A 19,679-nucleotide genomic window follows, 5' to 3' on the forward strand; every position below is an offset into this window, starting at 1 on the left:
CCTAGATTAGCGGATAAGGAGCGTTATGAAAATGAAAGATCCAAAGATTGGGCAAACACAGGAGCATCAGGATTCTGGACAACCGAATGCTCATATCCTGCCTCCACTCTCCATAACAGAGGAGCAGAACAAACTGCTGGAAAGCGCACTGCGGATCAAAATCATGCATGCGCTCGCGGATGAGCCGCTAACCTCCAAACAGGTAGCCGAGAAGCTGCACAAGACCCCCGGCAACATCCACTACCATATTATCAAGCTGTTTGAAGGCGGATTACTGGAGCTCGTCCGCACGGAAGTCTCCGGAGGGATCATTCAGAAATTTTACCGCTCCAAGGGGACCTTCTTCCATTCTGAGAACTTTAGGGGCTTTCAGTTCCGCAATGAAGACAAGATTGAGCATTTCACAACCCGGCTGACCTTATCCTCCGCGGAGCTAGCCGCTTTTCAGCGGGAGCTCATGCAGGTGATCACCGCCTGGGAGTCCAAAATTACTCAGGGTGATGAATATGGTATGGAGTTTGTCATCGGGCGCTTGCCTCATACAGATTCTTCGTCAGAACCGGAGGTGAGTCCCTGAATGAATCCGGTAACTGCAACCGAATCTGCCCGCCGCAATCCCATGCGGAACTTTGCTGCTCTGTTTGCGAATTCGCGTGCTTTCCCCTACTTGTGGCTGGGAAATCTGATTTCCTTCCTTGGCAGCTCGGTGACTATGGTGATTCTGCCTGTTCTGGTCTATTCCATGACCGGCTCCACGAAGACGATGGGCTTTGTAATGGCCATATATATGCTGCCTAATGTGATTATGCTGCCGATATCCGGCCATATTGTGGACCGCTACGACCGGGTCAAAATTATGATGGCGGCCGATATAGCCCGCTTCGTTATTATGGTTGCAATAGCTGTATTCTCATTGATCGGTATATTAAGTATACCTCTGCTGTACGTATTCATGGGATTCTATGGCCTGCTTGACGGCCTCTTCCGGCCTGCATATTCTGCGACTCAGGCTACTGTGTTCACAGCCGATATCCGGATTGCAGCCAATTCACTGACCCAGATGAGCACTCAGACCGTCCGGCTGATCGGCCCTTCTCTCGGCGGGCTGCTTGTTACTCATTTGTCTGCAGGTATCGGCTTCGGGATAGATGCATTTACGTATGTAATCTCCCTGTACTGCCTGATCTATCTTCGCAAAGCACTGATGCTGAGACTGCAGCCGAAACACTCTGCTGACTCCGTTCACACCCTTGAAGCAGCTGCAGCCCCGGCCGCTGCCCCTAACTGGATCGATGATTTCAAAGAAGGCATTGCTGTGCTGCGCAGCCATCCCTGGCTATGGATCACAATCATTACTTTCTCCTTCTTCAATATCTGTTATGCCGGAGTCACCAGCATCCTTATTCCCTGGCTGTTCAAGGTTCACCACGGCTGGCCCCCTTACGTATACGGACTTGCCGTCACCTGCTCCGGTGCCGGAGCCATTATTGCAGGGCTGCTATACAGTCTGCGCCAGAAATGGACCCATCGGGGGATTATGGCCTACGGCGGGGTAATCCTAAGCTGTCTCGCCCTGTTCTTGATGCCGTTTATTCCGAATGCAGCGGCGGCTATCGCCTTATTCGCGGTAGAAGGCTTCGGCCTGATGATCTTCGGCCTGATCTGGGAAATCAGCCTGCAGGAGCTCGTTCCGCAGGAAGCCTTCGGGCGTGTAGCCAGTCTTGACCTGCTGGGTTCATTCGCCCTGCTGCCGGTCGGCTACATTACAGTCGGTTGGCTGGCTGATCTTATCGGCGGCATTCCAACTATTGCGATCTTCTCAGGGCTTGGCTTACTCTGCGCTGCCTTTGTACTCAGCATTCCGGCAATCCGCAAGTTTCAATAGAATGTTTACTACAAGTGCTAATAGAAAAAACAGAGCAGTAATTTCTCCTTAACGGGAGAATTTACTGCTCTGTTCGCTTGGTGACTATATCTTATTTCTTGGTTACCGTTGCATGAACAAAATCTTTGATGACCTCTGCCAGACGTTCCGGTGCTTCATACATACTCATGTGCCCTACCCCGGAAATGGTCGCCTTGGTTACGTTAGCCTTATCCGACGTAAAGGTTCGTTCAGCCGGCACCAGGGTGTCTTCTGCACCGGCTACGAGCAGCACCGGGAGTGCTGTCGCAGAGATCACATCACGGCGGTCAGGGCGTTCCCGCATCGCCAGAGCGGCACCTGCTGCACCTTGCGGCGGTGTCTTGTAGCCGATTTCCTTAGCTCGTTCCAGCAGCTGCGGCGCTGCTCCCGGGGCAAATAATCCGGGTACCAGACTATCCACAAAGGCAGTAATTCCGTCGTTCTGAATGGTGCTGACACTTTTCAGGCGTTTCTCCTTCGCCTCGTCGCTATCCGGGTAGCCCGTGGAGTGAATCAGCCCCAACCCTTTCAGGCGGGAACCATGGCGCTGCGCAAAGGATAGTGTGATATAGCCGCCCAGAGAATGACCGAGCAGATACACCTTAGAAATTTCCAGCGCATTCAGCAAGGAAAGAACATCATCTGCCATCTGATCAATGCTGTATGCACCCAGCGGAGCATCCGATGCTCCATGACCGCGCAGATCGGGAGCAATGACCCGGTAGCTGCTGCTCAGAAACGGAATGACCTGCTCAAAATACGCAGAGCTTCCACAGAAGCCGTGCAGCAGTACAATGACTTCGCCCTGCCCTTGATCACTGTAACAAATATTACTTCCTTCACAACGAACATTTTCCATGACGGCTTCCTTCTTTCTATGTAGTAACTCAATCCGCATTGAGCTTATCTTAATTATTAATCAGATCACATCAACTTGAAACGAGCCCGAAGCCTTTAGCCGCAGCCAGTGCAATCTGCTCAGCCATGACCATTACCCGGTGCAGCGGTGTCGTCTGCAGCGTCCGGTACGGCCGCGGACCATTCACATCAACAATGGCAGCGAGACTGTAGTTCCCTACTTCAGGCAGGCTTAAGCCTACTGACTGTGCCGGACGCAGCGGCTGACTGGCAGCAAAATAAAAGCCGAGCGCAGCCGGCGGGCCCAGGCAAGCATCAATGGCTATAATAAGCTGCCCCTCCGGGATCTCCGCCATTCGTCTGATGAGATTATCCGCATCACAGGGCGCCGGCATCGTGCCGATGACATGCGGAAAACCATACTCCAGCAGCCTGCTGCCGGTCAAGGGACCCAGGGCATCTCCTGTGGACCGGTCCGTCCCGATACACAGAAAGGTGATGCTCTCAGCCGAATGCCGGGCTGCGATCTCCTGGAAGAAGGTACTCAGCTTGCCTGCATCCATTTTGATCCGTTTTCTGCTTTCCTGCTCCCTGATTGCCACCTCTCCTAGCCCCCTTTACATGATGATACCTGCGGTTTATTCCCTTTAATTTAACATGATTTCAGGGGAGCAGACAAAAAAATGGTGTTTCCTTGCCCAGTCATGATAAAATACATCAGAAGAAACGATTATATTGACCTTCGTGGAAGGGCCTATAAACCAAATCATCATACGCAGAAAGGACTGTTTGCACTCCATGGATTTAACACAGCCCAGCCAGGAAAATGTGGAATATATGATTGAGGGCATCAAGAGCAAGCTCAAAATGGCCAGCGCGGCAGCCATGCAGGCATCCGCTTTCTCGGTAGACAACTATGAGGATATTGTTGATATTTATGAGGTAGCCATGGGCAGTGACAGGCTAAGCATCTCCCAGGTGGAGGCGCTTGTATCCGAGCTTGGCCGCCTCCGGAACAAATAAGCACCCCTGATATGAACAGGAGCTCCCCGCCTTACGAACCCATCCGCTGGATGGCCATAAGGCGGGGAGCTTCTTTGCTGTTGATAAGACTATACCTTCATCCTTACGGAAGATCGATCAGAAGAAACTCCGCTTCGCCTTCGCTGCTGGTCCCTTTCAGGGTCAGATCACAGCTTTTGCGGATACGGGCGGCATCGCCGGGCTGCAGATGGAAGATGCCTTCGCTGCAGCCTACCTCCAGATGGCCGGAGATCAGATAAATATGTGTGCGCCTATCCTCCACCTGCGGATAATGAAGTTCCCTGTTCGTCTCGAGTACAGACAGGTAAATCGTGACGTCCTCTCCCAGCTCAAGCGCTCCCTCTGCACCCGTTCCGGAAGCCACGGGCAGCATCGTATTGATTTTCATGTCACGGGGATAAAATTTCGCATCCCAGGTCGGCGGAAGCCCCGGACGGTCCGGAAGCAGCCAGATCTGCAGGAATCGTACATCTTCGCTGGCCGACGGGTTAGTTTCCGAATGATTAATCCCCGTCCCTGCACTCATGACCTGCACGCTGCCTGCCTGGAGATCCGCATGATTGCCTAGGTCGTCCTGATGTTTCAGCACCCCGGAAACAACATAAGTGATGATCTCCAGGTCATGATGCGGATGCTCATGCATCCCTTGCTCCGGCTTCAGCTCATTATCATTATGGGCCAGAAGTAGGCCAAAATGCGCATTGCTTGGATCATCATAATCGGCAAACGAAAAGCTGAACTCGCTGTGTATCCATTCTCTATTCGAAGTGTGGCGCTCTGCTGATGTGACTACTTTAATCATAACTTTTGCACCTCCAAAGATGTGAGTATCCTTATTCTTAACAAGGGAGCTTCCTCCCCGCTTTCTAGGGTGATAGGCGCTTTGATTATGTATTTCTTACCCCCTTCACTTCTCCGTCAATCATTGTATTTCCAATAATATTCCAGCAAAACACGATCGCAGTTTTATAGTCTTGAAGCTGTTTTTTGGAGGTTCATAATCTGCTATCCGCATATTTTGTAAAGTCCCAAATACCGCTGTTCACATGACAACAGCCTCTATTTATTCCATGATCCTCTTCTATGCTTGGGTAATCTTTCCTATGCTGCTCTGCTGTTTCAGCCTATACCTCAACGTTTATATACGAAGTAAGAACGTCAGGCCATCCTGAACCCCAAAAGACGGCAGCAGCCGGGACAGTTATTAATACCGTTGCTGAGTGGCTGTCCGATTTTGGAATACAATATTCTAATGAGGAGTGATTGGTGATGAATAAAGCAGAGACAGAATTCCCGGTAGAAAGCGGAAGCACTTTTTTCAAAGGTATCTTTATCGGAGGGTTGCTCGGTGCCGCAGCTGCGCTGTTGTTCGCACCTAAGCCCGGCCGTGAAATGCGCAGTGACTTGTCCGATAAGATCACACTGGCTACTGACAAAACCAAGGAAGTTGCTGGCGTCGTAACGGACAAGACCAAGTATATTGCCACTACTGTTGGAGAAAAAGCAACGGATCTGGCGAGCACGGTATCGGCTAAAGCCTCCGATATCCTCACCACCGTGAGCGACAGCAAACAGCAAATCGCCGCTACCTTGCAGGAAACCGGCAAAAAAATCGGTGACACTGTATACGAGGCGTCCGGTGATATCGCTTCTGATGTCAAAGATGCCTCCGCCGATGTGGCCGAAGAAGCGACAAACTCTTCTAAAGAGGTTGCAGATGATGCTAAGGATGCCAAAGAGGAAGTTAAGGCTTCCTACAAGTCTTCCTACTAAACTGCTGTGACTTGCGGCTCAATTTAAATTTGAGAACAGCCAGCTCACCGCAGCTGGCTGTTGTTATGCACAATGCAGCTTCATCGCTCAGGAATGAAGCTGCATTTTTATCAAAGCCTTTGCAGGCTAAAGAAAGCGGGGAGACCTTATGGGAGATGCGGGCAGCAAGACCAAAGCATACGAAGTCGATGAGCATCCCTTCGAATTGCGGCATGAGGTCAAGCGTCTAAACGCACGGCTGGATAAGATCGCCGACTCACTGGAGAAATCGGAATTCAAGGATATCCTGGAGAATTATACGGATCCCAAAAAACGGATTATTACCAATCTCATGGCTGGCATATCCAGAGGTCTGGGATTATCGCTCGGTACCTTTGTCATTCTGGGTTTACTCGGCTACATTCTCAGCCTGTTCCTGGATGTGCCTGTTATTGGCGAATACCTTGGAGAAATTAAAAAGTATATTGATGCGAACAGCTGACCCTTCTTGCCCTGGTTCCCCCCGCTTACAGCCCGATAACCGTACGGACTGCAAGCGGGGGGAATTGTTATGCCAAGAAGAATGGACATACCAAGAAGAAACGGCTTTGCTGTCCTGTTTAGGACGGTATCCGTTTCTGCGGGAAATAGAAGGATAATTTATTACTTAAAACATATAAATTCTTATATTTAAATAAGGACATGCCTGATCCGGGAGGATAGGCATGTCCTAATCTTGAGGACTAACGATAAGAATCAATAGGAAGAGTTCGCCATGATCTGTTTCAGCTTCTCTGTCGCCCGCTTCTGGATGCGCGATACACTCATTTGCGAGACGCCCAGCTTCTGGGCGATAGCGCGCTGGGATTGACCATCCTGGAAAGCCAGCAGCAGCACCTGCTGCTCCTGTTCCTTAAGCTGGCCCAGCGCCTGCTGGAGATCCATACGTTTCTCCACAGTTTCGTAATCGTTGGCATCCGAGCTAATCAGCTCGCCTAGTGTGGCACCAGTTTCCTCTTGCGAGAGAGGGGAATCGAGCGATACATAATGATAACATTCCCGCCCGGCCAGTACTTCCACAGTTTCTTCAACGGTAAGATCCAGATAATGAGCAATTTCTTCTACAGCAGGGGAACGTTCCAGTCTGATGGTTAGCTCATCGATGGCCTGCTGAACAAGTGCCCCCTTTTCTTTAATCCGTCTTGGAACCTGTATGTACCAGGATTTATCCCGCAGGAAATTCTTCATATGCCCAATCATGCTTTTCATCGCATAAGGCTCGAAGGGAATTCCCAGACTGATGTCATATTGCTGAAGCAGTCTGATCAGTGCCATCTGTCCTACCTGGTACAGATCTTCATATAGATCCGGACGGTTGCGGGCAATTTTGCCGGCAGCCATCTTTACCATCGGTTCGTATTTACGGATCAGCACGGTGGCAATTTCATTATCTTTGGTCTGCTGGTATTCCCAGATCAGGCTTATCGCTTCATTCATGGACTCTGGGGGAGTCACTTTATCACTCATACTTTCTCCTCGCTGAAATTAAGCCGCTTAGTCAGGGTAACGACTGTCCCTCTCCCTGCTTCACTCACGACGCTAACGTCATCCATGAGTGCTTGCATAAGATAAAAGCCCAGTCCGCCTACCTCAACATCATTCAGCTCTTTATCATGCAGCGTCATGCGTGCTTCAGGTGTATCCAATCCGTCAAAGCTCTCCCCTTCATCTTTGACTGTAATGGATAAGGCACTTGGTCCTACTTCAAAAATAACATCGACAAGCCCGTCTTCCTGACCGTAAGCATACAGCACGGAGTTATTACAGGCTTCTGAAACGGCTACTTTCATATCCTCAATGTCCTCATAGGTAAAGCCCATCTTCGAGGCAATTCCATATAAATTCAGTCTGACGATATCGACATATTCTGCGCTGGCGGGTAACTGAAGAACTACTTTTTGCACGTCATCACTCATCCTTAGTTCGATCCTTTCCTAGTGGGAATTCTCTTGGGGGGCAAAAAATTTGGAAATGCCGGTCATATCAAACAGTTTTTGAATTTGCGGCGGTACTTCTTCGACCGAAAACTTCACATCCATGCCGTGTCTTGCTTTGAGGATCGAGAGCAAAATTCCAATGCCGGTGCTGTCGATATATCTCAAGTCTTTTAAATTAATAACGAGATCAAGCCCCGTATCTCCCACAAGCGGCTCCATCACCAGACGGAAATCTGGAGCGACAGATAAGTCGAGTTCTCCAATCAGATAAACCGTACAAACATTGCCTTCAGTTTCGGTCTTTGCGTGGAACTTTTCGCTTTTATGTGTATTCATAGACAATCTCTCCTGATTAAGTGTTTTCTTTACCAATAACCCTAAAGACCTAGTGTTGAAACAAAAAACGGACATCCTGCTATAAGGTAATTCCTGGATGTCCGCTAAAAGAGGGAGGCATTCCGTTCTATAGTCGCGCTACCATGGGGAGTATAACGGAGGATCATTTGCTTAATACTGCTCAGCTTAAGCGGCTTGCTGATATATCCGTCCATCCCTGCCTCCTTACAGCGGCTCTGGATGCCCTCCATGACATTTGCCGTCATAGCGATAATTACTGCCTTCTCAGCAGACACGCCGCTGCCGGAGCGTATTCTAGCGGTCGCTGTAAGCCCGTCCATCACCGGCATCTGCAGGTCCATAAATATGAATTCATAGGCATTCTGCAGTGCCAGATCCACTGCCTGGCTGCCGTCCTCAGCCACATCGGAATCATATCCCAGCTTGTCCAGCATACTGACCATGAGTCGCTGATTAATCGGGTGATCATCCACGACAAGAGCTTTCTTCCGCGCTTTCGGGTTTTGAACGGCATCATACGACTCATCCACTTGAAAACCTCTGGCGAGCTCATCTTCAGGCACCGACGCCTGAATGGTAAACACAAAGGTTGCACCCTTCTCCTCCATGGATTCTACGCGAATCTCACCACCCATCATCTCGACCAGAGACTTACAAATCGCAAGGCCAAGTCCGGTTCCCCCGTACTTGCGTGTCATGGAGGAATCCAGCTGGGAGAAGGGCTGGAACAGACGGTCGCATTTCTCCGGCGAAATCCCGATTCCGGTATCCTTAACCGTAAATTCTACTATCACCTTATGGTCGTTGGAAGGCAGCCTGGAGGCAACCAGATATACACCTCCATGGTGGGTGAATTTAACCGCATTGGCGATCAGATTCATAAGAACCTGCCGCAGGCGGGCCATATCCCCGTAAATCAGCCTTGGCAGGCTCTGGTCGACGAAATAAGCCAGCTCCAGATTCTTTTTGCCGGATTCCGCAGAGAACAGGCTGAATACCTCTTGGATGGTGGTCTGGAGATCAAACAGCTGTTCCTCCATTTCCATTTTCCCTGATTCCATTTTGGTGAAATCAAGAATATCATTGATCACGGTAATAAGCGTGTCGGCACTTTTACGGATGATCTCCGTGTACTCTTTTTGGTCAGGAGCCAGATCGGTCTCCATCAGCAGGTCGATCATGCCGACGACACCGTTCATTGGTGTGCGGATTTCATGGCTCATCATGGCAAGAAACTCTGTCTTGGCATTGGCGGCAATCTCCGCGGCCTCCTTAGCTTTGATCAGCTCACCGTTGATTTTTTCCAGTTCCTGTGTTTTTTGCTGCAAGAGCATAGACTGCATCTGATGCTTTTTGTTCGTAACATGCATATTGACGAAGCCCTCAATTTTGGACTTCAAAATCTGCGGGATGAAGGGTTTGACCATATAATCAATTGCACCGGCAGAATATCCCGCAAACAAATGCTCTGCTTCTTTGCTGTTTGCGGAGATGAAGATAATCGGAATATCTTTCGTCTTCTCCCGGGCTTTAATTAATTTGGCGGTTTCAATTCCATCCATGCCTGGCATCTGTACGTCCAGTACAATTACTGCGAACTCATATCGTAATAAACTCCGCAGTGCTTCTTCACCGGAATTTGCTTTGACAAGCTTGTAATGCTGACTCTCAAGCACTGCTTCCAGTGCCAGCAGATTTTCAGGACGGTCGTCAACGAGCAGTATATGAATTGGTTCTTGAACCCCCATAGGCCCCTCCTATCCCGTTACTGATTTTTACGGTAGATTTTTTCTACTCTGTCCAGGGGCTCGTAGCTGTCGCTAAACCTGGTGAAATGTATAGATTCCTTGGAACCGAGCACTAGCACTCCGAACCGGCTGAGGCTCTCATGGAACAAGCCATGCACATGGTCGCGGAGCTCATCGTTGAAATAAATCATAACATTGCGGCAAAAGATAACATTGAATTCATTAAATGAAGTGTCTGTCGCCAGATTATGCTCCGCAAAAATAATATTTTTACGCAAGTAAGGCTGCAGAATCACTGAATTGTATTTCGCTGTATAGTATTCAGAGAACGCGCGGGTTCCCCCCGCCTCCATATAATTCTTAGTATACTGCTTCATCTTGCCGATCTCATAAACGCCTTCTTTGGCTTGCTGCAGGGAGCGGGCATTCATATCGGTGGCATAAATACGCGCCTTGTCATAAAGGCCTTCCTCATGCAGCAGAATCGCCATCGAGTACACTTCTTCGCCTGTAGAGCAGCCCGCATGCCAGATTCGGATATACGGGTAGGTTCTCAGCAGGGGTATTACCTTCTGGCGGAAGGTCAAGAAAAGGCCAGGATCACGGAACATCTCCGTGACAGGAATAGAAAGGCTGTAAACGAAGCGTTCGAAGCAGGCACGGTCATGCAGTACTTTCTCCTGCAGAGCGGAGATGCTTGGTACATTCTCGGCATGAACATGATGCCAGATGCGCCGTTTCAAGGACGGCAGCGCATAATTTCTGAAATCATATCCATACAAGCGGTGAACGCCGTTCAGAAGCAGCTCAATTTCAATCTGCTCCAGCTCCTGTTTGCTTTCCGCGCTCTCAGCCTGCTCTTCATATCCCCGTTCCATCGCTGTCATTGTTATCCCTACTTCCTTGATCACGGCCGTATTTCCGGACTGGTAAATTGCTCTTGCTGTAATGCTATTACCCCAAATTTACACTTACGAATACAGCCAAACCCGCATTAGCGAAAGAAGCTGCTCTGTACTGATCGGTTTCTTCATATAATCGGAGGCTCCCGCTTCAATACACTTGGCACGGTCTTCCTTCATGGCTTTGGCTGTCAGGGCGATAATCGGCAGTTTTTGGTACTGCGGCATCTCCCGGATCCGGCGCATTGCCTCATATCCGTCCATTTCCGGCATCATCATATCCATAAGAACCAGATCGAAATCATTCTGTTCAATCATCATATCCAGCGCCTCCCGGCCGTTCTCAGCAAACTTCACCTCCATGTGATACCCTTCAAGCACACTGGAGAGGGCAAAGACGTTGCGGATATCATCATCTACGAGCAGAATTTTTTTACCTTCGAACAGTTCCTCCTTATTGTGCAGCTTTTGCAGAATTTTACGCTTATCTTCCGGAAGATTGGCTTCCACGCGGTGGAGGAACAAGGTGGTCTCATCCAAAAGCCTTTCCGGTGAGCGGACATCCTTGATGATAATGGATTCTGCATACTTGCGCAGTCTTGTTTCCTCTTTGCTGTCCAGATCCTTGCCTGTATAAATAATGATCGGCAAATCATTCAATTCTTCATCGTCACGGATCTGATCCAGCAGCTCAAAGCCGGTCATATCGTCCAGCATAAGATCTAGCACCATGCAGTCATATCTCTGCTTGTGCAGCTCTCTGAGTGCCTCTTGTCCGGTGGATACCGCCGTGATGGCAACATCGTCATGCCCGATAAGCTCCATGATGGACCGCCGCTGAATTTCGTCATCCTCCACAATCAGCAGATGCTTCAGTGTGCTGGCAGTGTAGTTCTCAATTTGCGAGAAGGCACGGTCCAGCGCTTGTCTGGAGGAAGGCTTTCTTAAATAAGCCATAGCTCCCATCATCAGCCCCTGCTTCACCTCATCATTGACAGAGATGACGTGCACAGGAATATGGCGTGTCTGTGACGCGCTTTTGAGCTCGTGCAGAATCGACCAGCCGTCCATAACCGGAAGCTGGATATCCAGGATAACCGCATCCGGCAAAAAGGACTTGGCCATTTGCAGGCCGATATCTCCCTGCAGGGCAACCAGGCCCTTAAAGCCCCGCCCGCGGGCCATATCAAGCAGGATTTTAGCGAAGCTCACATCATCTTCAATAATCAGGATTACTTTATCTTCAGCACTCAGCCCTTCGCGGTCATCTTCCAGGCTGACAGGTGACAGCGGAGCCGGAATGATATCCCCGGTTTTCGCAGGAAGCAGTTCCCCCACATGTTCTGCCAGCGTTGCCGCCTCCTTGGCAGCTGCAGCTTCTACAGCTCCCGGAAGCAGACTGAAGTGCCCTTTGACAGGCAGATACAGGGTGAAGCTGCTTCCCTGTCCCTCACGCGATTCCAGCCCGATGGCTCCGCCCATTAAACGGGCTAATTCACGGCTGATCGACAAGCCCAGGCCCGTTCCGCCATATTTGCGGCTGGTCGTTCCATCCACCTGCTGGAACGCTTCGAATACAATATCCGTCTTGTCGGAAGGAATCCCTATACCGGTGTCCTTCACGGCAATGGCGACATAATCGAATTCGGATGGCAGATAGGCAGGCAGACGGCCAGGAACTGCACGGCTTACCGAGAATTCCACAAATCCCTCACTCGTAAATTTAAAGGCATTCGACAGCAGATTTCGCAAAATCTGCTTAAGCCGATGGCTATCCGTATATAAGGTGTCCGGCAGCGGCTCATCGAAGGATATCCGGAGTGACAGGCCTTTCTTAAGCGCTTGTGGAGCGAAATTCTGCTTCACGAAAACTTTGAGCTCAGTCATCGGGATTTCTTCGTAATTCAGCTCCATCTTCCCGGCATCGACCTTGGACAGGTCAAGAATTTCATCGATCATCTTCAGGAGATCGGCACCTGACATATAAATCGTATGTGCAAATTCCACCTGCTTCTCCGACAGATTGCCTTCTTTGTTCTCCGTGAGAAGCTGGGAAAGAATGAGCAGGCTGTTCAGCGGGGTCCGCAGCTCATGCGACATGTTCGCCAGGAACTCCGATTTATACTTACTCGTAACGGCAAGCTGCATGGCTTGCTTCTCCAGCTGGACACGGGCGTGTTCAATTTCGTCCTTCTTCTCCTCTACCTCCTGAACCTGCTCTTCAAGTGCCTTAGTTTTGGAGACCAGCTCGGTGTTGAAGTGTTCCAGTTCTCCCTGCTGCCGCTGCAGCAGCTCTTCGGAGCGCTTGAGCGCATCCGTCTGCTCCTCCAGGTTCTCATTGGACCGGCGCAGTTCCTCCTGCTGGGTCTGAAGCTCCTCCGCCTGGCATTGCAGCTCCTCTGTGAGCGTCTGAGACTCCCGCAGCAATTCTTCAACCACCATCCGGCGGTTAATATTGTTCAGGATGATACCGAGATTATTGGCAAGCTGGTGCAGAAGCTCACTGTGCAGTACAGTGAACGGTGTAAAAGACGCAAATTCGATTACACCAAGAAGCTCGTCCTCAAAAAGCAGGGGATATATCGAAATATGGTCAGGACGGGAATCGCCGAAGCCTGAGGATACGGAGATATAATCGTCCGGTGCCTGGTTCAGCTTAATCACCTTCTTGTCCAAGGCACTTTGCCCGACAAGCCCCTGGCCTATTTCAAAGCTTGCCTTCGCCTTGATCCCGGTCTCACCGCCATAGTAGCCTGTAGCCGTAAGCAGATTAGGGTTAGCCTTGTCCTTCAGATAGATCGCCCCGAACTGAGCCCCCAGGACAGGCGTGAACTCACTAATGAAGGTCTGCGAGACCTGATCAAGCGAGCTGACGCCGCGCAGCAGATCGGTCACCCGGGCAATATTGGCATTCAGCCAGGCCTGGTCACTTTGCGCTTGTGCGTAAGCCTTTTCCAGCTGTTGCTTCTGTTCAATATCCTCAGCCATCCGCTGAAATACACGGGCCACTTCGCCAATTTCATCCTGGGAGGCTACCTTGATCCGGCGGATCGCCCGCATCTTGCCGTTACCAAAGCTGGTAATCATCATGGACACCACATTAAGGCCGCGCGTAATACTCGGAATGACCCACAGAATAACTCCCAGCCCAAGCAGCAGCCCGGTTATCATAATTAGGGTTACCATTTGAACCGAACGCTCATAAGCCTTCTGGGCGACGGCCGTCTCCTCATTCAACCGGTTGGCATTATAATTCGCCAGTGCATTCAGGCTATCCAGCACCTCTTCCTGGATCGCTTGCCCCTCCTCATTGCGGTAAGTATTCGCATTCTGGAAATAACCGGCCTTGAGCATTTCAAGCGCCTTATTCTGATAGCTCAGATAAGCGGAATACGCATTCTCAATCCGGTTCAGCAGTTCCAGCTCTTGTGCCGAGCTCTTCGAGGATTGCATGGCTTTCAGAAAGGCGTCTGCCTTAGTGACCTTATTCTTAATTTCCGTTTGCTGGGCAGCAACCGACAGGGTATCTTCATTAAGCATCGACGTTGTAAGAATACGCGCCATATCATTCACTTCACCGCGCAGTCCCGAAGTGGAGCGTCCTTTGGTTTCCCTGGCCTGAAAACTATCCAATTGATTACTCATATAATTAAGCCGATCGTATCCGATCAGCGTCAGTGCCAGCATAATGGCCAGCATCGCACTGAATCCGATCAGCAGTTTGGCCTTGATCTTCATTCTTTATCCGTTCCTTCCTTAAGCGAGATCCATACCAGGCATTTGTCATCATCGCGCTCCTGGTTAGAGTCATCTACGAAGAAAACATCGCGCATAGCTTCCTCCCGCCACTCATGCCCTCCGTTCAAATGCTCCGTCATAAACCTCAGCTGATCTTCCTGCTCCCCTTCGGCCATTTCCAGCAGCCCGTCGGTATACAGCACCAAATGCCCTTCCTCTTCAAAGCTGAGGCTCTGGGGCAGAATGTCAATGCGGTCAAACAAACCGACAGGGTGGCAATTGCTCTCCAAGAGAACAGGCTGCTTAGCTTCTCCTTCAAAGAACAGCGCAGGAGGATGGCCGGCGTTCACATAATCAATGCGCTTCATGCGGGTATCAATAACAAGATAAATCGCCGTAAAATAATACTGGACCAGCTGCTTCTCGATATACAGCTGGTTGAAGCGGCGGTTCAACTCCTGGATCACCTTTTCCGGTTCCACATACGTAGTTACTGTATCTTTGAGCACCGAGGCCAGGAACATACAGAAAAGCGACGAGGAGATCCCGTGTCCCATCATATCGAGCAGAATCACGGCGTATCTGCCGTCTCCAAGCGGATACCAGGCATATAAGTCACCCGCCAGTTCAAAAGAAGGCTGGTAAATCGCATGAACCTCAAAGGTCTCGTCCATAACCGGCAGACTGAGCACCGCATTCTGAACAAGCGCGGCCAGCTTCAGCTCATCCTGTATCCGCTGGTCCCGTTCCTTATGCCAATCCTTCTCCCGCTTCAAACGGAGCGCAAGCCGGATACGTGCCATCAGTTCAACCTTGTTTATCGGTTTCGTAACATAATCAACAGCACCTGCATCAAGAGCTTCCGCCAATTTCTTGGAGTCCCCCACAGCGGTAACCATAATAATCGGAATGTCCTTTAAATGATCGTACTGCTGGACTACCCGGCAAGCCTCGATCCCGTCCATCTCCGGCATCATCATATCCAGTAAAATCAGGTCAATGTCTGAAGCACGCTGGCGCCCGTTCTCACCTTCGGCACCGATCCCCAGAAGTTTTAGCATCTCTTTAGCGGACGAAGCCGTTATAAAATTCCGGTAATCTTCTTTTTTCAGAATTTCACGGATAATAATTACGTTAGTCGGATTGTCATCTACGATTAATATTTTCAAAAACCTTCACCTCGCACGAATAGTAGTCCTTCCGTAACAATCCATAGCAGTCTATCACTCTATGATACGATATTTAAACGGCCTCTTTCCAACATTGAATAAATTGGCAAATAAGTTAATGAGTGTTTCCTTATTCAACAAAGTAACCTCCAGCCCCACTACATTTTAGTGGGGCTGGAGGTTACGCTATTGTGCTATAGATCCGGCATGCCGGAGACCGGCGTTATTGTGGGTTTTTTTTGGCGATAACAAGAACCTTACCCAAATCCAGTTCTTTCTCGTAAAAAGTAGCCTCTGCGCTGCTAAAGCCTAACGCTGTAATTTTGAAACGCAAAGCATCCCCGCGCGAACGGAAGAGATTGGCAATCGCGCCAAATAACCCTTCTTCGCCTAAGCCGACCTCATTGATGTTCGCCGCATCAACAATACGGGTTTCACGGTCCTGATCGTGACTAATAACATAAATGTTATCCTTCGTATAGCCGCTGCTGCGCAGCCGGTTCACCTCTTCTATCGCCTGAACACCGTTTTCCAAAAGCTTGGCATACGACTGTGCACTGATTGAACTCATGAGATCACGCTCCTTACGCTTAGATTTGTGAGGTTAGTCTCTTTAAAAAAGACAACTGATAGTTTATTAACCTCACCAGGAGCGTGTGAAACACCTCACGAGGCGTTCGCATCAAATAAGTCAATTCCATCCCATTCACCGGAATGAGCATTGCGGTATATCTTCAGCGCAGCGCTGCCTCTGATATACACATCACCGTCTTCGGCAACATAGTCCGGCGTTCCAAGAAGCTCACCTACATTTCTATCGGCCGGGTTTAGTGCTTCCTCGTTCAGCTTCAGCCCATACTGTCCAGCTTGTGCCGGGGTGACATTAATATAAGTGACTATACCTTCACATATCCCGGCCGACATATCGGCGTATTGGTATTCAAGACATTCCTGCCACGGATCAGGGGCAATGTTAAGCGGCGTCCCCTTAGCCAGCAGCAGCTCCTCCTTACTCATATAAAGCGAAGCTCCGGCTAAAGAATCAAAGCTGTTAATCCGGGGACTGAGAGCCACACTGTGTTCAAAGGCCAGGACCACCTCAGGCTGTACTGAAAAAAAAGCGGCAGGGACATGTTCCTGCTCCACTGGGGAAGCAACATAAGAAGAAAGCAGACTAAGGAATAGAATGATAACGTTCATATGGCCGTCCCTCCTTTCCAGTTTCTAAGATGCGTCCTACACTGTGACTTTCACCGCCTTAATGGCGAAATTTCTGCCAGATCGCTGCTGCCGTATCCACGCCTTTAAGCGCCATTGCTATTTTCCCCGGAGTTTTTTTGGCGTATGCGGCATCATAGGAGTTCACTGTGCGTTCTTCAGCCGGGGTCAGCGGCTTTTCTTCTATAGAGACTGCTCCGGCCTTTGCCTTCAGCTCACGGGATTTGCGGTATTTCTCAATCACAGTTACCGACACCTGCTTGACCGTTAACGTCAGCTCATTCATGACATCCCCAAGATTTTTCACAGTATCCATAATCGGATCAATCTTCTGAATTTTGCCTTGAACATCTGCAGTAATGTCATTAGCATGCCGGACAGTCGTTTTAATCTCATAGGTAAGCTCATCTACAGTCTTTTGCACTTCCTGCAGAGTCTGGCTGACTTTGTCGAGGGATTCCTTTGCTGATTTTAAGGTTTTGATTAAAAAGAAGACGAGTACGGCGAATGCGACAGCAACTAGCGCTACGCTAAGATCAATTATCATTTCAAAAACCCCTTCCAAGTCATAAATTGTCGGCTGACGTTGCCTTAATACTGCATAGTTACCCGTACTCCAGTAGGCCGAAACAAGATGTCAAGCGTCTTAAAGACCAGATCCCTCTCGTTGTTTCAAAGCGGTTAGACCCGTTTAAACAATGACTACACTACCCGATAGAGAGGATGAAATGACATGTTGAAATGGTCAGTAATTCTGCTGGTAATCGCTTTGATCGCCGGTATATTCGGATTCTTTAATATCGTAGGAGCAGCAGTAGGGGTCGCCAAAGTATTGTTCTTCATCTTCCTCGTATTGTTTATCGTATCGCTCTTTACCGGACGCCGAGGAAGATCAATGTAACGCGCTTTACCTCAGCGTTCATAAGATAACGCCAAGCATTACTGGTACTGCAAACCCGGAGTCTCCACATGGAGTTCCGGGTTTGTTCTATGTATAGAGCAATGTATAGAGCAATGTATAGAGCAATCTCCCCCCGTTCTTTGTATATCCTATTCACCATGCAGAACGTATAGCCCTTCCCCGCCTCTTATTCTCCAAGATAAGCAAGCCTCCTGAATGCAAAGAATACCGGGCTGGGCCAGCACATAAAAATAATTTCAAAGATTTATTTGGGCGGTTGGTTCAGCGCCTCCCCTTTTTGTTTACATGCTTATTAGCACAGCACAACATGGAAAAAACCGCTAAACCAAAAACCACACTAGGAGGAACCACAGATGAAAAAATTAGCCAGTTTTACAGTAGCAGTAGGTCTTTTAGCTTCCATAGCAGCTACGGCTTCAGCGGCAGAAGTAACCACTACCTCTACAGACGCGGCGACTGTAACCGGAAGTACCTACGGTACCCAATTCGAGACTGTAATCACACCCGCTGACATTAAACCAGCGACTCCTATGATTATTTTAACAAAAGCTACTCCATTCCATTTCTCCACAGACAGCACAACTCCTGCTGGTTGGCTTAGTGCGCAGACTATCGACACTACCGGTGCCATTAAAACCGACGCATGGGGCAATGAATGGAGAGAAATCTATACCTGGCTGGGCAAAGCCTGGATCAAAGTTCCAGTATCTGCGTATGTAATTACTCCATAATAAAGTTCCGGGAATACAGTGACAACTAAAAACCTCCGGACTTATAGGTCCCGAGGTTTTTTTGTCATGCCGATTACATAGGGAAAGCTGTCCTTCAATAGAAGCTCTACTGAAGGGACAGCCCTGTAAAAAAAACGCTCTAGTTCACCCGTCACAAACTATACTGCCGCCGCTTCCCCTATACTTCTCTATAATCAGCGGATGACCGGGCCTCCGTAAAGGAAACGGTTCATCCAAGAAGCGCTTAAGTTATCCACTCTTACCCCGCCCGAAGATACGGAATACGTATGCAGAATCTTTCCGTCTCCGAGATACATCGCTACATGCGAAATTCTCGCAGTAGATTTATCGATGCCTGCATAAGCAGCAGCCGAGCTGCCCTGGTAATCCATAAAGAACATCAGATCCCCGCGTTTCAGGCCGGAAATATCAGTAACCGTAGTACTGTTCTCCTGCACCCAGGTTCCTTGCTGCCGGGAATCGGCAGGCAGCTTCAAATCCGCTGCATCCATAAAGATCTGCCGGATGAAATCAGAGCAGTCAAAGGTACTGGTGTTGGTTCTGCTGGAGCCGTACTCATACGGAGTCCCCAGATAGCCCATGCCCGCAGCGATGACTTTTTCAATGACCGCCGGTTGGGCCGGAACTGGGGTCGGTGTTGGTACTGGTGTTGGTACTGGTGTTGGTACTGGTGTTGGTACTGGTGTTGGTGCCGGTGTTGGTGTTGGTGCTGCTCCATCCAGCTTGATAAACTGATCTGAAGAGCTGGTGTATCCGATTGTACCGTGGGTAGTCTGCACTCTATACCAGTAGCTGTTTGTTTCTTCGAGTATAACCACCGGATCCTCTTTGTACAGATAGCCCAGCACTTTTCCGCTGGTTGACGGAGTTTCACGAAGCCTCACCGTCGACAGGATTACTGCCGTCTGCACAGGCGCCGGGGCCGGAGCCGAAATCACATTAATATACTGATCTCCAGAACTCGTATACCCCACATCGCCATCCGCCGTTCTCACTTTATACCAATAGCTGTTTGTCTGTTCAAGTATAACAACTTGGTCGCCTTCACTTAAATATTTCAGCACACTTCCGCTTGTGGAAGGGCTTGTACGCAGACGGACCGAAGATTGAATAACACCTGTTAATGTAGTTGATGCCGCGACAGACGGACTCGAAGCCGCGAACGCCTGCTGCGGACTGAACACTCCCCAAGATATTGCCAGTGATGCCGAGATCAATACCGATGCTGCCAGCTGCTTATGTGATCTGATCATAGCGTTCCCCCGCTTAGCATGATGAGAACTCAACAACGGCGCGCGCTACAATTGTTGCTTTCT

Annotated in this window: 21 protein-coding genes; 7 read left to right on the forward strand and 14 right to left on the reverse strand. The window is 49.5% G+C overall.

Features of this window, described 5'->3' with window-relative positions:
* Positions 1-31: 31 nt before the first annotated feature.
* Together QU597_RS24805 and QU597_RS24810 are read left to right on the forward strand one after the other, a co-directional pair.
* Positions 32-577 carry a helix-turn-helix domain-containing protein gene (locus QU597_RS24805; RefSeq protein WP_310830254.1) on the forward strand — a complete coding sequence of 182 codons (546 nt, stop codon included), beginning with the start codon at positions 32-34 and terminating at the stop codon, positions 575-577.
* Positions 578-1,885: an MFS transporter gene (locus tag QU597_RS24810; protein WP_310830255.1), complete on the forward strand. Its 1,308-nt coding sequence runs from the start codon at positions 578-580 to the stop codon at positions 1,883-1,885.
* A gap of 91 nt (positions 1,886-1,976) precedes the next feature.
* Here QU597_RS24810 and QU597_RS24815 read toward each other — a convergent pair whose 3' ends face one another.
* Both QU597_RS24815 and yyaC read right to left on the reverse strand, forming a co-directional pair.
* A complete protein-coding gene (locus QU597_RS24815; protein WP_310830256.1) occupies positions 1,977-2,765 on the reverse strand; it encodes an alpha/beta fold hydrolase in 789 nt (262 codons plus the stop codon).
* A 70-nt stretch (positions 2,766-2,835) separates the two neighbouring features.
* Positions 2,836-3,366, reverse strand: a complete 531-nt coding sequence (gene yyaC / locus QU597_RS24820) for a spore protease YyaC (RefSeq protein WP_310830257.1) — start codon at positions 3,364-3,366, stop codon at positions 2,836-2,838.
* Positions 3,367-3,562: 196 nt separating this feature from the next.
* Between yyaC and QU597_RS24825 the strand changes: the two genes are divergently transcribed.
* On the forward strand, positions 3,563-3,787 hold the full coding sequence (locus QU597_RS24825; protein WP_310830258.1) for a DUF1128 domain-containing protein: 225 nt from the start codon (positions 3,563-3,565) through the stop codon (positions 3,785-3,787).
* Positions 3,788-3,890: 103 nt separating this feature from the next.
* On the opposite strand, the gene QU597_RS24830 is transcribed toward QU597_RS24825, so the two are convergent.
* Positions 3,891-4,610, reverse strand: a complete 720-nt coding sequence (locus QU597_RS24830; RefSeq protein ID WP_310830259.1) for a pirin family protein — start codon at positions 4,608-4,610, stop codon at positions 3,891-3,893.
* 467 nt (positions 4,611-5,077) lie between these two features.
* Between QU597_RS24830 and QU597_RS24835 the strand changes: the two genes are divergently transcribed.
* Positions 5,078-5,581, forward strand: a complete 504-nt coding sequence (locus tag QU597_RS24835; RefSeq protein WP_310830260.1) for a YtxH domain-containing protein — start codon at positions 5,078-5,080, stop codon at positions 5,579-5,581.
* A gap of 148 nt (positions 5,582-5,729) precedes the next feature.
* On the forward strand, positions 5,730-6,062 hold the full coding sequence (locus QU597_RS24840; protein ID WP_206102052.1) for a DUF5665 domain-containing protein: 333 nt from the start codon (positions 5,730-5,732) through the stop codon (positions 6,060-6,062).
* Between the two features lie 254 nt (positions 6,063-6,316).
* Here QU597_RS24840 and QU597_RS24845 read toward each other — a convergent pair whose 3' ends face one another.
* The 10 genes from QU597_RS24845 to QU597_RS24890 all read right to left on the reverse strand — a co-directional run bounded on the left by QU597_RS24845 (position 6,317) and on the right by QU597_RS24890 (position 17,236).
* Positions 6,317-7,087, reverse strand: a complete 771-nt coding sequence (locus tag QU597_RS24845) for a sigma-70 family RNA polymerase sigma factor (RefSeq protein WP_054943437.1) — start codon at positions 7,085-7,087, stop codon at positions 6,317-6,319.
* Entirely contained in the window at positions 7,084-7,536 is a 453-nt protein-coding gene (gene rsbW, locus QU597_RS24850) for an anti-sigma B factor RsbW (protein ID WP_206102053.1), read from the reverse strand. The genes QU597_RS24845 and rsbW overlap by 4 nt, the downstream gene beginning before the upstream one ends.
* Before the next feature lie 18 nt (positions 7,537-7,554).
* A complete protein-coding gene (locus QU597_RS24855) occupies positions 7,555-7,893 on the reverse strand; it encodes an STAS domain-containing protein (protein ID WP_310830261.1) in 339 nt (112 codons plus the stop codon).
* A gap of 104 nt (positions 7,894-7,997) precedes the next feature.
* On the reverse strand, positions 7,998-9,662 hold the full coding sequence (locus QU597_RS24860) for a hybrid sensor histidine kinase/response regulator (protein WP_310830262.1): 1,665 nt from the start codon (positions 9,660-9,662) through the stop codon (positions 7,998-8,000).
* A 17-nt stretch (positions 9,663-9,679) separates the two neighbouring features.
* On the reverse strand, positions 9,680-10,549 hold the full coding sequence (locus tag QU597_RS24865) for a CheR family methyltransferase (protein ID WP_370656214.1): 870 nt from the start codon (positions 10,547-10,549) through the stop codon (positions 9,680-9,682).
* Between the two features lie 84 nt (positions 10,550-10,633).
* A complete protein-coding gene (locus QU597_RS24870; RefSeq protein WP_310830263.1) occupies positions 10,634-14,302 on the reverse strand; it encodes a response regulator in 3,669 nt (1,222 codons plus the stop codon).
* A complete protein-coding gene (locus QU597_RS24875; protein ID WP_310830264.1) occupies positions 14,299-15,471 on the reverse strand; it encodes a SpoIIE family protein phosphatase in 1,173 nt (390 codons plus the stop codon). Before QU597_RS24875 ends, QU597_RS24870 begins: the two co-directional genes overlap by 4 nt.
* Positions 15,472-15,694: 223 nt before the next feature.
* The gene (locus tag QU597_RS24880) at positions 15,695-16,042 is read right to left on the reverse strand and encodes a YflT domain-containing protein (protein ID WP_310830265.1); all 348 of its coding nucleotides are present in this window, start codon (positions 16,040-16,042) and stop codon (positions 15,695-15,697) included.
* 95 nt (positions 16,043-16,137) lie between these two features.
* Positions 16,138-16,671, reverse strand: coding sequence for a hypothetical protein (locus QU597_RS24885; RefSeq protein ID WP_310830266.1), 534 nt, complete (start codon positions 16,669-16,671; stop codon positions 16,138-16,140).
* A 58-nt stretch (positions 16,672-16,729) separates the two neighbouring features.
* Positions 16,730-17,236, reverse strand: coding sequence for a DUF948 domain-containing protein (locus QU597_RS24890; RefSeq protein WP_054943446.1), 507 nt, complete (start codon positions 17,234-17,236; stop codon positions 16,730-16,732).
* Positions 17,237-17,422: 186 nt separating this feature from the next.
* Between QU597_RS24890 and QU597_RS24895 the strand changes: the two genes are divergently transcribed.
* Together QU597_RS24895 and QU597_RS24900 are read left to right on the forward strand one after the other, a co-directional pair.
* The gene (locus QU597_RS24895; protein ID WP_082452101.1) at positions 17,423-17,590 is read left to right on the forward strand and encodes a DUF1328 domain-containing protein; all 168 of its coding nucleotides are present in this window, start codon (positions 17,423-17,425) and stop codon (positions 17,588-17,590) included.
* A gap of 374 nt (positions 17,591-17,964) precedes the next feature.
* Positions 17,965-18,342: a hypothetical protein gene (locus tag QU597_RS24900; protein WP_310830267.1), complete on the forward strand. Its 378-nt coding sequence runs from the start codon at positions 17,965-17,967 to the stop codon at positions 18,340-18,342.
* Between the two features lie 194 nt (positions 18,343-18,536).
* Here QU597_RS24900 and QU597_RS24905 read toward each other — a convergent pair whose 3' ends face one another.
* Entirely contained in the window at positions 18,537-19,616 is a 1,080-nt protein-coding gene (locus QU597_RS24905) for a C40 family peptidase (RefSeq protein ID WP_310830268.1), read from the reverse strand.
* Positions 19,617-19,679: the final 63 nt, after the last annotated feature.

It is taken from the genome of Paenibacillus pedocola (genome assembly GCF_031599675.1).
Lineage (GTDB): Bacteria > Bacillota > Bacilli > Paenibacillales > Paenibacillaceae > Paenibacillus_AQ > Paenibacillus_AQ pedocola.